Raw genomic sequence first — 14045 nt, forward strand, 5'->3', positions numbered from 1 at the left:
CCCGTTGGCCGCCCGTCAGGTTGCTATGGCTTTGCCGCCGCTCACCGGCTTCTCCACATCGGCCGTCGCGGTTTCCGGCCGCAGCTTGAACAGGATGAGCAATGGCGCAGCGATGAAAATCGACGAATAGGTTCCGAAGACGACGCCGAACAGCATCGCCAGCGTGAACGAGCGGATCACCTCGCCGCCGAACAGCACCAGCGCCAGCAGCGCGAGCATCGTTGTCACCGAGGTCAGCGTCGTTCGCGACAGCGTCTCGTTGATGGCGTTGTTCAACAATTGCGGCAACGGCATCCTCTTGTATTTTCGCAAGTCTTCGCGAACACGATCATAGACGACGATCGTGTCATTGAGCGAATAGCCGATGATGGTGAGTATCGCTGCAAGCGACGATTGGTTGAATTCAAGACCGGTGATGACAAAGAAGCCGATGGTCATGACCACATCGTGGACCGTGGCGATGATGGCGCCGACCGCGAACTGCCATTCGAAGCGGAACCAGACATAGACCAGGATTCCGAGCAGCGCGATCAGCATGGCGATGGTGCCTTGCTTGGCAAGCTCGCCGGAAACCGTCGGTCCCACCACCTCGACGCGGCGGAAATCGTAATGGTCCTGCAACTCGCCACGCACCTTGTCGATGACGGTCTGTTCGGCGTTCTCGCCGCCCTCCTGCGTGCCGACGCGGATCAAGACGTCGTTCGGGTCGCCGAACTGCTGCACCTGCACTTCGCCGATATTGAGTTCCGAAAGCCTGCCGCGGATGTCGGCAATATCGGCGGTGCCATCCTTGGCCTGGACCTCGATCAGCGAACCGCCCTTGAAGTCGATGCCGTAATTGATGTCGACGGTCATGAACAGCACGACCGCCAGGATCGACAGCACGCTGGACAGCGCGAATGTCCAGCGGCGGATGCCCATGAACGAAATTCGCGTGCCCGGCGGGACGAAGGTCACCGGCGCGCGCGGCAATTCCTTCGGGCGGGCGCGGCGAAGCCAGATCGACACCAGCAGGCGGGTGAAGGTGAAGGCGGTGAAGACGGTGGTCAGAATGCCGATGGCGAAGGTTACGGCAAAGCCCTTCACCGGGCCGGTCCCGAGCCAGAACAGCACCACGGTCGCGATCAGCGAGGTGACGTTCGAATCGACGATGGTCGCCAGCGCTTTGGAAAAACCCGTGTCGATCGCCTGGATTACCGAGCGACCGTTTCGTCGCTCCTCGCGGATGCGCTCGTAGATGAGAACGTTTGAATCGACCGCCATGCCGATGGTCAGCACGATGCCGGCGATGCCGGGCAATGTCAGTGTCGCGCCAAGCAATGACAACAACCCGATGATCATCGCGACATGCACCGCCAGCGCGATGTTGGCAATGAAGCCGAGAAAGCCATAGGCCACGAACATGAACACGACGACGAGGATGGAGCCGATCACGCCGGCAACCTTGCCGGCGTGAATGGAATCTTCGCCGAGCCCAGGGCCTACCGTGCGCTCTTCGATCACCGTCAGCGTCGCCGGCAGCGCGCCGGCACGCAACAGCACGGCGAGATCGTTGGCGCTCTCGGCGGTGAAATTGCCTGAGATCTGGCCGCTGCCGCCAAGGATCGGTTCGCGGATCTGCGGCGCCGAAATCACCTGATTGTCGAGGATGATGGCAAACAGCTTGCCGACATTCTGCGAGGTGGCCTGGCCGAAACGCGCCGCCCCCTTGGAATCGAAGGTGAACGAAACCACCGGCTCATTGGTCTGGGAATTGTACGTCGCCTGCGCATCGACGAGATTTTCGCCAGAAACGATGACGCGGTTCTCGATCAGATAGGGAACCGGCGGATCATCCTGCGAATACAACACCGAGGATCCGGCCGGCGGACGACCGTTGAGCGCGTCCTGCACCGGCATCGACTGGTCGACCATCTGGAAGGTCAGCTTGGCGGTCTGGCCTAGAATGTCCTTCAGCCGTTGCGGATCCTGCAGGCCCGGCACCTGGACCAGAATGCGGTCGTCGCCTTGGCGTTGCACGATCGGCTCGGTGGTGCCGAGTTCGTTGACGCGGCGCTCGACGACTTCGAGCGACTGCGCCAGCGCCGTCGACGTGCGATATTTGATGCCGGCATCGGTGAAGGCGAATTTGAGCAGGCCGGACTCGGTATCCAGCGACATTTCCTGGACGGAGCCGCCGCTGAACAGGCCGGCGGCCACCGGATCGGTCAATGTCTTCAGCGCCGTCTTGGCGGCTTCGACCTGACCAGGATCGGTGATGCGGACCTGCACGGCCCGGCCTGATCCGGCAAGGCCGGTATAACCGATCTTGGCATCGCGCAGCCGCGTCCTGATTTCGTCGCGCGTCGTCTCCAGCCGATCCTTGATCAGATCGTTCGGATCCATCCTGAGCAGGATATGCGAGCCGCCCTGCAGATCGAGGCCGAGCGTCATCTGGCGCTTCGGCACCCAGTCGGGAAGCTTGGCGAGCGTGCTTGCCGAAAAAAGATTGGGCGCAGCCAGGATCACTGTGGCGGCCACGGCCAGCCAGATCAGGATCATCTTGAAGCGCGAGAAATAGAGCATATGGCGTCGTCCGTCACGGCATTCGGGCGGATCGTTCCGCCTGGAATTGGGTTATTTATAGGCGCTCTGGTTCGCCACTGGCTCGCCGTGGTCCGCACAAAGGTTGATGTCGAGCACAAGGCAGTTCACTTTGATGCTGGCCATCGGGCTTTCTTCAACTATTGTCAATCTTGCCGGCATGGGACCAGCGCGCAATGGCATCACGAGATCGTTGGCGCCCCGTGATACCGGCGGCCAGCCAGATCAGGTTCGTCCTGAAGCGCGAAAATACAGCAAATGGCGTTTGTCGGTCTGGGTGTATCCGCAGATCGTTCGCCGACAATCGGTTTATTTCTTGGCGTTCTGGTTCGCCACTGGCTCGCCCTTGACGCGCACATCGGCGATCGTCGAGCGCAGCGCCGTTACCTTGGTGCCACCGCCGAGATCGATCTCGAGCTCGTTGTCATCGATGACCTTGGTCACCTTGCCGACGAAACCGCCGCCAGTGACGACCGTATCGCCGCGGCGCACCGCCGCCAGCATCTCGCCGCGCTTCTTCAACTGCGTGCGCTGCGGCCGGATGATCAGAAAATACATGATCACGAAAATCAGGACAAACGGCAAAATGCTGATGAACATATCCGGGGAGGTGCCGACGCCTTGGGCATATGCCGGTGTCACGAACATCGAAGTACTCCTGAATTTTGAAAAACAGCCGCCAAACGGGTAATTTGGCGGCCCCGTGAAATTTGGCCGGAATATAGTCGGTAAAGTTGCCAATGCAACTGCGGCCGAGCATTTCAGCTGCTTTTCCGGCTGGATGAGCCGTGTTAGAGCATGGTCCCGAAAGATGGAGCCCGGTTCTCGAAAAAGATCGTGCCCTAACAAAAGGTTGGAGCCGGTTCCGAAACCGCCGGAATCAATAGGTTCCGTTGCTTCGTGAATGCAAAAACAAAAGACAAGAATGACCGACAGCACCACCGAAGCCCTGAACAGGAAGCTCGACCGCCTGATCGAGGCGGTCGCCCGCCTCGCCCCGCCTCCGGTGCCGGAAACCGATCTCGGCGGGGCCGACTGCTTTGTCTGGCAGGCTGATCCCGGCTATCTGGAGCCGGTGCGCAAGGTCAACCGCGTCGACATCGGTTTGATCCGCGGCGTCGACCGCGTCCGCGACATACTGGTCGACAACACCGAGCGTTTCGCCTCCGGTTACGCAGCCAACAACGTGCTGTTGTGGGGCGCACGCGGCATGGGAAAATCCTCGCTGGTCAAGGCCGTGCATGCGGCGGTCAACGCATCGGCAAAGCTGGACCTGCCACTCAAGCTCATCGAGATCCACCGCGAGGACATCGACACGCTGCCGAAGCTGATGGCGCTGCTGAAGGCAGCGCCTTACCGTTTTATCCTGTTTTGCGACGACCTCTCATTCGACCACGACGACACGTCCTACAAGTCGCTGAAGGCGGCGCTCGAAGGCGGAGTCGAGGGCCGCCCGGCCAATGTGATCTTCTACGCCACGTCGAACCGGCGCCACCTTTTGCCGCGCGACATGATCGACAACGAGCGCTCGACCGCCATCAACCCGTCGGAAGCGGTCGAGGAAAAAGTCTCGCTCTCCGACCGTTTCGGCCTCTGGCTCGGCTTCCACAAATGCTCGCAGGACGAGTATCTCGACATGATCGACGGATATGTCCGCCATCACGGACTTGCCATCGATCCCGAGACGCTGCGCGCCGAGGCGCTGGAATGGGCGACGACGCGCGGCAGCCGTTCGGGCCGCGTCGCCTGGCAGTACACCCAGGATCTGGCAGGCCGGCTCGGCAAGTCGCTCCAGGATTAGACCATGATCCCGAACCGAAGGTCAGCGTAGCAAAAAGTGGAGCCCGGTTTTCGGACAAGATCATGGTCCGGAAAAGCCCCTGAAAAAGCCCGCCCCTTGCGGAGCGGGCTGAGCCGGCGGGCCGGATTGGAGGTCAGGCGGCCCGCAATCGCTTTTCTTGTTCTATTTAAGATAGGTCGAAGGATCGACTTTCTTTATTCAAGATAGGTCGAAGGATCGACCGGCGCCGAATTCTTGCGCACTTCGAAATGCAGTTTCGGCGAGTCGGTGGTGCCGCTCATGCCGGACTGCGCGATTTCCTGGCCGCGCTTGACCTTCTGGCCGCGCTGGACCTCTATCGAACGGGCGTGACCATAGACTGTGACCAAACCGTTCTCGTGGCGCACCAGCACCGTATTGCCGAATTCCTTGAGGCCATCGCCGGCATAGATGACGACGCCGTTCTCGGCCGCCTTGACTGGCGTTCCTTCCGGCACGGCGATGTCGACACCGTCCTTGCCGCCGCCGAAACTGGAGATCACGCGGCCGCGCACCGGCCAGCGCATCTTGCCGATACCGGTGGCGTTCGGCGCGACCGCGTCGTCGTCCTCGGCCTGCTGGATGACCTTTTCCTTCTTCGGCGGCGTGTAGGCGGCGAGCGTTTCCGACGGCGTCGTCTTCGCCGCAGGCGGGGTGGTGGCAGTCGTTACCGGATCGACCTTTGCCGGCTTGGCGTTGGCAACTGTCGCGGTTCCGCCGGCCGGCACCTTCAATGTCTGGCCGATCTTGAGCAGACCGTCCTGCATGCCGTTCGCCTGCTTCAACGCAACCACGCCGACGCCGGTCTTCCTGGCGATGGCCGACAGCGTATCACCCTGCTGCACGGTGTAGGCGCCACCGGCACCAGCCGCCTTGGGTGCGGCGTCCTTCGGCTGGCTTGCTGCGGCCGATGCATCCACCTGCGCGGTGGACTTGCCCTCCTTGAGCTTGGGCTGTTGCGGCAGCACGGCGACCATCTCCGGCGCCTTGGCCGGCACATCGTGTTTGGTGTCGTTCGCAGGCTTGGCGCCGGCAAGCTTAGGCGCCGGTTTCTTGCCCGAATAGGCATAGGCCGGGATGACGATCTTTTGGCCGGTCTTCAGCCCGTTGGTCGCGCTTAGCCCATTGACCTTCATCAGGGCGTCGGCGGGCACGCCGTAGCGCCGCGACAGGCCGGAAATGGTCTCGCCGTCCTTGACGATGATCTCGGCTGCACGCGGTTCGCCGCCCGCCGTCGCCATGCGCGGAGCGTCGGGCTGTGACTCTTTGAACGGCTTTGCCACGATTCCGGTCGCAGTCCGGTCGACCCGGGGAGCGGCTGGCGCCGAAGCGGTGCGAGCCGGACTGGCGGCGGGCGCCGACGCGGTAGCCGGCTGCGCCTGGTCGACCGGCGGCAATTGCTGCGTCGTGACCGGTTCGAGGCTTGAACGGCTTACCGACTGGGTGTGGCTGCCGTCGAGTGGCGCGGCCGAAACCGCGGCGGCATCGCCGGGATAGGGCTGGGCGGCGTCCTGCTTGTCGATGATGGCGCGCTGGTTGTTTGTCGACGACGTGAAGACATCGTCGACACTGTTGAACCGCGAGACCTGGGAACTGCATCCCGTCGCGGTGCCCGCAACCATCAGGACGGCGATACCCCGCGCCAGGTTGCGTCCGTTTGCCTTCAAAATACTGAATTGCATCGCATTTACCCGCAGATACCCGGTACAGACTGACCGTGATTAAAGCGCGTTAATGTTACCGGCCGGTTAAACATCTAGAATCAGGCGCAAATTTTCTTAAAATATTTAAAGCTGCATTGGACGGGCGTGATTGAGCTGAGGCAAGCCGGAGACGGACCAGACAGGTGAGTTGCGGGCATCACCTAAATATCGACAGATCCTAGATGACGGCGGCCACGCTGCGCAGGATCGGCTGCAGGCGTACGAGACCGATGTCCTCGCGTTCGAAGCGGCTGCCGACCTTGGTCAGCTTGGCCAGCACCTGCTCGCCCTCCTCGGGTCCGATCGGGGCGATGACGATGCCGCCGCTCGACAATTGATCGAGCAGGAAGCGCGGCAGGCTGTCGAAGGCCGCCCACGCGACGATACGGTCGAACGGCGCTTCATTGGCCAGTCCGTTGGAGCCGTCCGCCTGGCGCACGATGACATTGCCGATGCCGAGCGCCTCGAAGCGCTGTTTGGCCTGCTCGACCAGCGTCTTGTAGCGATCGATTGTGACGACGCGCGCGGCGAGCCGCGACATCACCGCCGCCGTGTAGCCCGACCCGGTGCCGATCTCGAGCACCCGGTTGCCCGGCTCGATGGCAAGTGCTGCGATCACCGCAGCCTGCAGATCGGCGCCCTCGATCGCCTCGCCGCATTCGATCGGCAGCATGCGGTCCGACCAGGCGATCGGATGGAACTGTGCGGAAAGGAAGCCGCGCCGCGGCGTCGCCTCGAAGGCGGCGATCAGCGCCTTCGGCACCACGCCCTTGCCACGCAGGCGGAGCAGGAAAGCGGCGAAGCCTTCGCGGTCATCGGCCGTCGGACCATGGTTCAGGTTCATGCGAGCGCCTTGGTCAGTTGATCGCGGATTTCGTGCGCTGTGAGATCGAGCTGCAGCGGCGTCACCGACACCAGCCGGTTGCGCATGGCATGGAGATCAGTGCCTTGCTTGCCCTCGACCGGCTCGCGGCCGAAGCGCAGCCAATAATAGGGAAGCCCGCGGCCGTCGCGGCGCTCGTCGACCCACAGGCTGTGGACGAGCTTGCCTTGCGAGGTGACCACCGTGCCGGCGATCTCTTCGGGAAGGCAATTCGGAAAATTGACGTTGAGCAGCACGCCATCCGGCAGCGGCATGGCGACCAGTTTTTTGAGCAGCGCCGGCGCCAGCGCCTCGGTGGTCTCGTAAGGGACGAGGCGATCCTCGCCGACATAGGAATAAGCCTGGCTGAGCGCGATCGAGCGCACGCCGAGCAATGCGCCTTCCATGGCGCCGGCAACGGTGCCCGAATAGGTGACGTCGTCGGCGATGTTGGCGCCGGAATTGACGCCGGACAGGATCAGGTCTGGTGCTGCGGGCAGGATTTTTTTTATGCCCATGATGACGCAGTCGGTCGGCGTACCGCGCACGGCAAAGTGCTTTTCGCCGATCTTTCTCAGGCGCAGCGGCTCCGAGATTGACAGCGAATGCGCATAGCCGGACTGATCCTGCTCCGGAGCCACCACCCAGACATCGTCCGACAGCGTGCGGGCGATGCGTTCGAGCGATGCAAGGCCCTCGGCATGGATGCCGTCATCATTGGTCAGGAGGATGCGCATTATCTCGATTCGATCTTTTCCAGACCGCCCATGTAAGGCCGAAGCGCTTCAGGAATGGTTACGCTGCCATCCTCATTCTGGTAGTTTTCGATGACGGCAATAAGGGCGCGGCCGACGGCGGTGCCGGAACCGTTCAGCGTGTGGACGAAGCGGTTGCCCTTGCCGTCCTTGTCCTTGTAGCGGGCATCCATGCGCCGCGCCTGGAAATCGCCACAGACCGAGCAGGACGAAATCTCGCGATAGGCGTTCTGGCCCGGCAGCCAGACCTCGATGTCATAGGTCTTGCGCGCGCCAAAGCCCATGTCGCCGGTGCACAGCGTCACGGTGCGGAACGGCAGGCCGAGCCGCTTCAGCACTTCCTCAGCGCATTCGGTCATCCGCTCGTGCTCGGCAAGCGAGGTGTCCTGGTCGGTGATCGACACCAGTTCGACCTTGTAGAACTGGTGCTGGCGCAGCATGCCACGCGTGTCACGCCCGGCCGAGCCCGCTTCCGAGCGGAAGCACGGCGTCAGCGCAGTATAGCGCAGCGGCAGTTTTTCATGCGGCGTGATGTCTTCGCGCACGAGATTGGTCAGCGGCACTTCGGCGGTGGGAATGAGGCCAAGCCTGCCGTCCCCATGCGGGGCGAAGAACAGATCCTCCTCGAACTTCGGCAGTTGCCCGGTGCCGAAAAGAGCTTCGTCGCGCACCATCAGTGGCGGCTGGATCTCCTCGTAGCCATGCTCGGTCGTATGCAGGTCCAGCATGAACTGGCCGAGCGCGCGCTCCATCCGTGCCAGTCCGCCCTTGAGCACCGTGAACCGCGAACCGGACAGTTTCGCCGCCCGCTCAAAATCCATCATGCCGAGCGCTTCGCCGATCTCGAAATGCTCCTTCACCCAGTTCGGGCGGGCCGGCACCTTGCCGACGGTGCGCTTGACGACGTTGTCGTGCTCGTCCTTGCCGACCGGCACGTCGTCGAGCGGCACGTTGGTCAGCACCGCCAATGCGTCGTTCAGCGCCTTGTCGAGCTCGCGTTCGCGCGCCTCGCCGTTCTGGATAAAAGCCTTGATCTCGCCGACCTCGGCCTTCAGTCTTTCGGCAAGGGCGGCGTCGCCCGAGCGCATGGCGTTGCCGATTTCTCTCGAGGCGGCGTTGCGGCGCTCCTGCCTGGTCTGCAGCTCGGTCAGGTGTTCGCGCCGCGCCTCGTCCCTGGCGATCAGATCGTCGACCGTGGACTGCGCCTCCGCAACCGGCCACGAGCGCTTTTGGAGCGCCTCGACAAGGGCCTTCGGATTGTCGCGAATCCATTTGATGTCAAGCATGGTCTGTTCGTCCTCAAGTAGGCTAGAGGGGGCGTAAACCGCATCCTTGACCGATGCAAGATGTGAAGATCGAGTTCCCTCGCGCCCCGCGCTGTCCCGCAAACCTGAAGATAACGGCGATGCCGCTAGGTCGATGACGCGTCCGCCGGCTTTTCGGCCGCCGCTTCCGCAGCCTCCCGCTTCTCGCGCGCCAGACGTTCCCGTTCCTTGCTGCGCTCGATCAGCCGGGCCGACCAGATCGAGACCTCGTAGAGAAGGATCGTGGGAACGGCCAGGCCGATCTGGCTTATCGGGTCGGGCGGCGTCAGAATAGCCGCGACGACGAAAGCGATGACGATTGCCCATTTGCGCTTTTCGACCAGCGCCTCGGACGACAGCATGCCCACTCGCGTCATCAGGCTGGTCACCACCGGCAACTGGAACACCAGACCGAAGGAGAAGATCAGCGTCATGATCAGGCTGAGATATTCCGACACTTTCGGCAGCAGCGAAATCTGCACCTGGTCGTCGGTGCCGGCCTGCTGCATGGCGAGGAAGAACCACATCACCATCGGCGTGAAGAAGAAATAGACCAGCGACGCGCCCATCAGGAACAGGATCGGCGAAGCGATCAGGAACGGCAGGAAGGCGTTGCGTTCATTCTTGTAGAGGCCGGGCGCGATGAATTTGTAGATCTGGGTGGCGATCAGCGGAAAGGCGATCACCATGCCGCCGAACATCGCCAGCTTGACCTGGGTGAAGAAGAATTCCTGCGGCGCCGTGTAGATCAGCTCGACCTTGTGCGGGTCGAGCCCTGCCCATTGCGTCGCCCATTTGAACGGGATGACCAGCAGGTTGAACAACTGCTTGGCGAAGAAGAAGCAGAACAGGAAGGCGACGAAGAACCCGCCGATCGACCACATCAGCCGCCGGCGCAACTCGATCAGATGCTCCATCAGCGGAGCCGCCGACTTGTCGATCTCGTCCTTTTCCGAAATGCTCACTTGGCGGCTCCCGCCGTCTTTTTGGCGGCTGCGGCCGGCTTCTTCACCGTTGCTGGTGCGGGCTTCGGCTCGGCCTTTTTAGCCGCGGTCTTTGTCACAGCAGGTTTTGCCGCTGGCTTCACTGCGGCCTTGGAGGCCGGCATCGCTTTCGCTGGCGCGGCCTCCGTCTTCGCCGCCGAGGCCTTTGGCGATGCGGCCGGCGCCGCCGTCGCGACAGGCGGTGTCACCGAACCATCGGTCATCGCCGGAAAGGTCGGCGCCGCCGGCGCCGCTTCCGGGGCATCGACGCCCGGCAGCACCGTCGCGCCATTGTTCAGTTCGGTATCCTGCGGCGTCGAAGCAGCCGGCGCGACCGGGTCTGCGGCCGGCTTCGGCTTCATCACCGCGTCGACGCCTGAACGGACGTCGGCCGCCGCCTGCTCGAACGGGTTGAGCTGTTTCCTGATCTCGGCGGCCGGGTTGAGACTTCTGAGTGAATCGACCGACTTCTTGACGTCGTCAAGCTCGGCCTCCTTCAGCGCATCGTTGAACTGTTTCTGGAAGTCGGCTGCCATGCCGCGCATCTTCGCCGTCGTGCGGCCAAAAGTGCGCAGCATCTTGGGCAAATCCTTGGGCCCGACGACCACGATCATGACGATCGCGATCACCAGCATCTCGGTCCAGCCGATGTCGAACATGGCGATACGTTCCGACTAAAGTTTTGGGCTCAGCTCTTGCTGGCCTTTTCCTTCGCTGCCGAAACGGTTTCGTCGGCACGGTGCTCGACGGTGCGCTTGTCCTCGGCAACCTCGTCGTCGGCGATGCCCTTCTTGAAGCTCTTGATACCCTTGGCCATGTCACCCATCAGCTCGGGAATCTTGCCGCGACCGAACACCAGCAGCACGATCACCAGCACGATCAGCCAATGCCAAATCGAAAATGAACCCATAACAATCTCTCTCGAAAGTTTTCTCTGACGATGATCTATGCGCTTTCGCGCCGGGATTCAAACACAACCGCGACAGAGTTTATAAATGAGTGGCCGAAGTCACGCAGTTTCGGCGCCTCAGCCCGCTACCAATCGGCGCAGCCGTAAATACCATCGCTTTCGGCACGTCGCTTGCGGTCAATCTTCCTCGACACGCGGCGTCAACAGGCCGAGTTCCTCAAGGTCGATGTCGGTCAGCGGATCCTCGTCATCGGTCAGCACGTCCGGGTCGGCCGGCGGCATCGGAATGGAAAAATTCGACGGCATGCGGCCCGAAAGCAGCCCGGCACCCTTCAATTCCTCCATGCCTGGGAGATCGCGGATCTCCTCCAACGCGAAATGGTCGAGGAAGATGTCGGTGGTGCCGTAGGTGACGGGACGGCCGGGCGTGCGGCGCCGGCCGCGCATCTTCACCCATTCGGTCTCCATCAGCGTGTCCAGCGTGCCCTTCGAGGTCTCGACGCCTCTGATATCCTCGATCTCGGCGCGCGTCACCGGCTGGTGGTAGGCGATGATCGCCAGCACTTCGAGCGCCGCACGGGAAAGCTTCTTCTGCTGCACCGTGTCGCGGCTCATCAGGAAAGCGAGATCGCCGGCGGTGCGGAACGCCCAGGCATCGGCAACGCGCACCAGATTGACGCCGCGCCGCGCATAAATCTGCTGCAGCTCAGCCATCGCCGCGGCAATATTGATGCCGTCGGGCAGGCGCCCGGCAAGCTGCCTTTCGCTGACCGGTTCGGCGCTGGCGAAAACGATCGCCTCGGCCATGCGCACGGCCTCTGCCATATGCAGCCGCTCGCCGGGATTCTGGGACAAGTTCTGGGCCTGACTTTCTGCCGGCACCTCGGCGAGCACGCCGTCTTCGGTCTCGTCGTCGACCTTGAACGGAATGACCGAAGCGTTGGTGCGCTCGCTCATGATGCCACCTCAACTGCCCTGATGCCTTGCGCACGACCGCGCAGATAGAGCGGCGCGAACACGTCGTCCTGCCGCATTTCCATTTTGCCTTCGCGCACCAGTTCCAGCGTCGCCGCAAACGAACTGGCAATCGCGGTACGCCGCTCGTCCGGGTCGGTCAGATATTCGACCAGGAAACGGTCCAGCGCCGTCCAGTCGGCAAGCGTGCCGATCAGCCTGTTCAGGATGTCGCGCGCATCCTTGAGCGACCACACACCGCGCCTGGCGATCGTCACATTGGTGATCGCCTGCTTCTGGCGTTGCGCCGCATAGGCGGTCAGCAGATCGTAGAGCGAGGCCGAATAGGCGTTGCGTTTCTCGACGATGACCATTTCCGGCATGCCGCGGGCGAACACGTCGCGCCCGAGCCGATTGCGATTGACCAGACGTGCCGCCGCGTCACGCATCGCTTCCAGTCGCTTCAACCGGAATTGCAGCACCGCCGCCAGTTCCTCGCCGCTTTCACCGTCGTCGCCGGGTTGCTTGGGGATCAAGAGCTTCGACTTGAGAAACGCCAGCCACGCCGCCATCACCAGATAGTCGGCGGCAAGCTCCAGCCTGAGCGCCCTCACCTTTTCGACGAAGGCCAGATATTGCTCGGCCAGCGCCAGGATCGAGATGCGCGACAGATCGACCTTCTGGTTGCGGGCAAGATGCAGCAGAAGATCGAGCGGGCCCTCGAAACCGTCGACATCGACGACCAGCGCGGGATCGCCGGTCAGCCGCGAATCGTCGTTCTCGGCCCAAAGACGGTCCATCGGTGCGGCCTTGCCGGCCTTGCTGTCCAACGTTTCCGCCACTTCCTGTCGCTTCCTTTGCTTCTAACTTCGTGTTTGACCGTGATCTGTTCCGAAAAACCGGCTCCCACCGTTCGGGATCATGGTCTAGGCCACCGCATCGAAATAGGTGGCGAATTCGGCGCGTATCTCGGTTTCATCAGCCCGATCGCGGTTCTTGATATAGGTCAGCGCCCGTTGCGCGCGTTGCAGCGACGTGCCTTCGAGCCCCGTTGTGCGCGACGCAATGCCGACCATCTCCTCGAAAACGCCGTTGCAGTGAAGGACCAGATCGCAGCCCGCCGCAAGGATCGCCGCCGCCTTTGTCGGGAAATCCCCAGAAAGTGCCTTCATCGAGGTGTCGTCGCTCATCAGCAGCCCGTCGAAACCGATTTCGCCGCGGATGATCTCGTCGATGACCTTGCCGGAGGTGGTGGCCGGATTCTTCGCGTCGATCGCGCTGTAGACGACATGCGCCGTCATCGCCATCGGCAAATGATTGAGCTCCCTGAACGGGGCGAAATCATGCCGCTGCAAGTCGCTCATCGAGGCATCGACGGTCGGCAGTTCGAAATGCGTGTCGGCAAAGGCCCGTCCATGCCCGGGAATATGCTTCATCACCGGCAGCACGCCTCCCGACATCAGGCCCTCCGCCGCGGCGCGGCCCAGTTCGATGACGGCACGAGGCTCCTTGCCATAGGCGCGCGCGCCGATGACGTCGCTGGCGCCCTCGATCGGCACGTCGAGCACCGGCAGGCAATCAGCCGTGATGCCGTAGCGCAGCAGGTCGAAAGCATGCAGCCGCGCCATCAGCCATGCTGCGCGGTTGCCGGCATCGTGGTCGTTGCGCCACAAGGCGCCGAGCGCGCCACCGGCCGGATAATTCGGTGCCAGCGGCGGCCGCAGGCGCTGCACACGGCCGCCTTCCTGGTCGATGAACACCGGGGCGTCCGGGCGCTCGACACAATCGCGCATCGCGGCGACCAGATCGCGGATCTGCTCGGCCTCGCCGATGTTGCGGGCAAACAGGATGAATCCCCACGGGCATTCGCTGCGATAGAAACTGATTTCATCGCGTGTGAGCGATTTCCCGGCGCAGCCAAGGATCATGGATTTTGATTCGGTCATGGGCGGGAGTTTAGAGCTTCACGCAGACAAAGGGAATCGCATCGAGCCACATCGCTCAAGCCGGAATCCCTGCCACAAGGAACTCCTTCCACCATAGAAAACCGGGGCCGGGGGGGGGCCCCCCCGGGGGTTTGGGCCCAAGGGGGGGGGTTTGGAAATTTTTTGGCGCCCCCGAAAAAGTTACCCCCGGCCCCCGGGTGTTTGTGGGCACGGGGGTGGCCAGGTT

At 62.5% G+C, this 14045-nt stretch carries 13 protein-coding genes; 1 reads left to right on the top strand and 12 read right to left on the bottom strand.

From position 1 onward, the window contains the following. Nucleotides 1-15: 15 nt before the first annotated feature. Nucleotides 16-2565, bottom strand: a complete 2550-nt coding sequence (gene secDF / locus AC0L2B_RS06720) for a protein translocase subunit SecDF (RefSeq protein ID WP_473744667.1) — start codon at nt 2563-2565, stop codon at nt 16-18. Between the two features lie 327 nt (nt 2566-2892). After that, a complete protein-coding gene (yajC, locus tag AC0L2B_RS06725) occupies nt 2893-3231 on the bottom strand; it encodes a preprotein translocase subunit YajC (protein WP_023802565.1) in 339 nt (112 codons plus the stop codon). 277 nt (nt 3232-3508) lie between these two features. Here yajC and AC0L2B_RS06730 point away from each other — a divergent pair, with 277 nt between their 5' ends. Further along, complete coding sequence (locus tag AC0L2B_RS06730) at nt 3509-4384, top strand: ATP-binding protein (protein WP_473744668.1); 876 nt, start codon at nt 3509-3511, stop codon at nt 4382-4384. A 194-nt stretch (nt 4385-4578) separates the two neighbouring features. Here AC0L2B_RS06730 and AC0L2B_RS06735 read toward each other — a convergent pair whose 3' ends face one another. From AC0L2B_RS06735 to nagZ, 10 genes are all read right to left on the bottom strand, one after another. Next, nucleotides 4579-6084 carry a peptidoglycan DD-metalloendopeptidase family protein gene (locus tag AC0L2B_RS06735; RefSeq protein WP_473744669.1) on the bottom strand — a complete coding sequence of 502 codons (1506 nt, stop codon included), beginning with the start codon at nt 6082-6084 and terminating at the stop codon, nt 4579-4581. A gap of 199 nt (nt 6085-6283) precedes the next feature. Then, a complete protein-coding gene (locus tag AC0L2B_RS06740) occupies nt 6284-6949 on the bottom strand; it encodes a protein-L-isoaspartate(D-aspartate) O-methyltransferase (RefSeq protein WP_027156219.1) in 666 nt (221 codons plus the stop codon). Continuing rightward, complete coding sequence (surE, locus tag AC0L2B_RS06745) at nt 6946-7704, bottom strand: 5'/3'-nucleotidase SurE (protein WP_473744670.1); 759 nt, start codon at nt 7702-7704, stop codon at nt 6946-6948. Before surE ends, AC0L2B_RS06740 begins: the two co-directional genes overlap by 4 nt. After that, nucleotides 7704-9008: a serine--tRNA ligase gene (serS, locus tag AC0L2B_RS06750; RefSeq protein ID WP_473744671.1), complete on the bottom strand. Its 1305-nt coding sequence runs from the start codon at nt 9006-9008 to the stop codon at nt 7704-7706. The genes surE and serS overlap by 1 nt, the downstream gene beginning before the upstream one ends. A gap of 125 nt (nt 9009-9133) precedes the next feature. Further along, on the bottom strand, nt 9134-9943 hold the full coding sequence (gene tatC / locus AC0L2B_RS06755; protein WP_051407946.1) for a twin-arginine translocase subunit TatC: 810 nt from the start codon (nt 9941-9943) through the stop codon (nt 9134-9136). Nucleotides 9944-9987: 44 nt separating this feature from the next. Then, nucleotides 9988-10668 (bottom strand): Sec-independent protein translocase protein TatB, encoded by a 681-nt coding sequence (gene tatB, locus AC0L2B_RS06760; protein WP_473744672.1) that lies wholly within the window; start codon nt 10666-10668, stop codon nt 9988-9990. A gap of 29 nt (nt 10669-10697) precedes the next feature. Next, on the bottom strand, nt 10698-10919 hold the full coding sequence (locus tag AC0L2B_RS06765) for a twin-arginine translocase TatA/TatE family subunit (protein WP_023802572.1): 222 nt from the start codon (nt 10917-10919) through the stop codon (nt 10698-10700). 177 nt (nt 10920-11096) lie between these two features. Beyond that, nucleotides 11097-11876: an SMC-Scp complex subunit ScpB gene (gene scpB, locus AC0L2B_RS06770; protein WP_473744673.1), complete on the bottom strand. Its 780-nt coding sequence runs from the start codon at nt 11874-11876 to the stop codon at nt 11097-11099. Then, nucleotides 11873-12673 (bottom strand): segregation and condensation protein A, encoded by an 801-nt coding sequence (locus tag AC0L2B_RS06775; RefSeq protein WP_023802574.1) that lies wholly within the window; start codon nt 12671-12673, stop codon nt 11873-11875. Before AC0L2B_RS06775 ends, scpB begins: the two co-directional genes overlap by 4 nt. A gap of 126 nt (nt 12674-12799) precedes the next feature. Then, nucleotides 12800-13819, bottom strand: coding sequence for a beta-N-acetylhexosaminidase (nagZ, locus tag AC0L2B_RS06780; protein WP_473521749.1), 1020 nt, complete (start codon nt 13817-13819; stop codon nt 12800-12802). Nucleotides 13820-14045 lie beyond the last annotated feature (226 nt).

This window comes from Mesorhizobium sp. WSM4815 (genome assembly GCF_055811575.1).

What these genes read in the sequence shown, in the direction of transcription:
- serS (WP_473744671.1), bottom strand. Translation starts at nt 9,008, where the DNA reads ATGCTTGACATCAAATGGATTCGCGACAATCCGAAGGCCCTTGTCGAG.
- AC0L2B_RS06735 (WP_473744669.1), bottom strand. Translation starts at nt 6,084, where the DNA reads ATGCAATTCAGTATTTTGAAGGCAAACGGACGCAACCTGGCGCGGGGT.
- tatB (WP_473744672.1), bottom strand. Translation starts at nt 10,668, where the DNA reads ATGTTCGACATCGGCTGGACCGAGATGCTGGTGATCGCGATCGTCATG.
- AC0L2B_RS06765 (WP_023802572.1), bottom strand. Translation starts at nt 10,919, where the DNA reads ATGGGTTCATTTTCGATTTGGCATTGGCTGATCGTGCTGGTGATCGTG.
- AC0L2B_RS06775 (WP_023802574.1), bottom strand. Translation starts at nt 12,673, where the DNA reads ATGGACCGTCTTTGGGCCGAGAACGACGATTCGCGGCTGACCGGCGAT.
- yajC (WP_023802565.1), bottom strand. Translation starts at nt 3,231, where the DNA reads ATGTTCGTGACACCGGCATATGCCCAAGGCGTCGGCACCTCCCCGGAT.
- surE (WP_473744670.1), bottom strand. Translation starts at nt 7,704, where the DNA reads ATGCGCATCCTCCTGACCAATGATGACGGCATCCATGCCGAGGGCCTT.
- AC0L2B_RS06730 (WP_473744668.1), top strand. Translation starts at nt 3,509, where the DNA reads ATGACCGACAGCACCACCGAAGCCCTGAACAGGAAGCTCGACCGCCTG.
- scpB (WP_473744673.1), bottom strand. Translation starts at nt 11,876, where the DNA reads ATGAGCGAGCGCACCAACGCTTCGGTCATTCCGTTCAAGGTCGACGAC.
- tatC (WP_051407946.1), bottom strand. Translation starts at nt 9,943, where the DNA reads ATGGAGCATCTGATCGAGTTGCGCCGGCGGCTGATGTGGTCGATCGGC.
- AC0L2B_RS06740 (WP_027156219.1), bottom strand. Translation starts at nt 6,949, where the DNA reads ATGAACCTGAACCATGGTCCGACGGCCGATGACCGCGAAGGCTTCGCC.
- secDF (WP_473744667.1), bottom strand. Translation starts at nt 2,565, where the DNA reads ATGCTCTATTTCTCGCGCTTCAAGATGATCCTGATCTGGCTGGCCGTG.
- nagZ (WP_473521749.1), bottom strand. Translation starts at nt 13,819, where the DNA reads ATGACCGAATCAAAATCCATGATCCTTGGCTGCGCCGGGAAATCGCTC.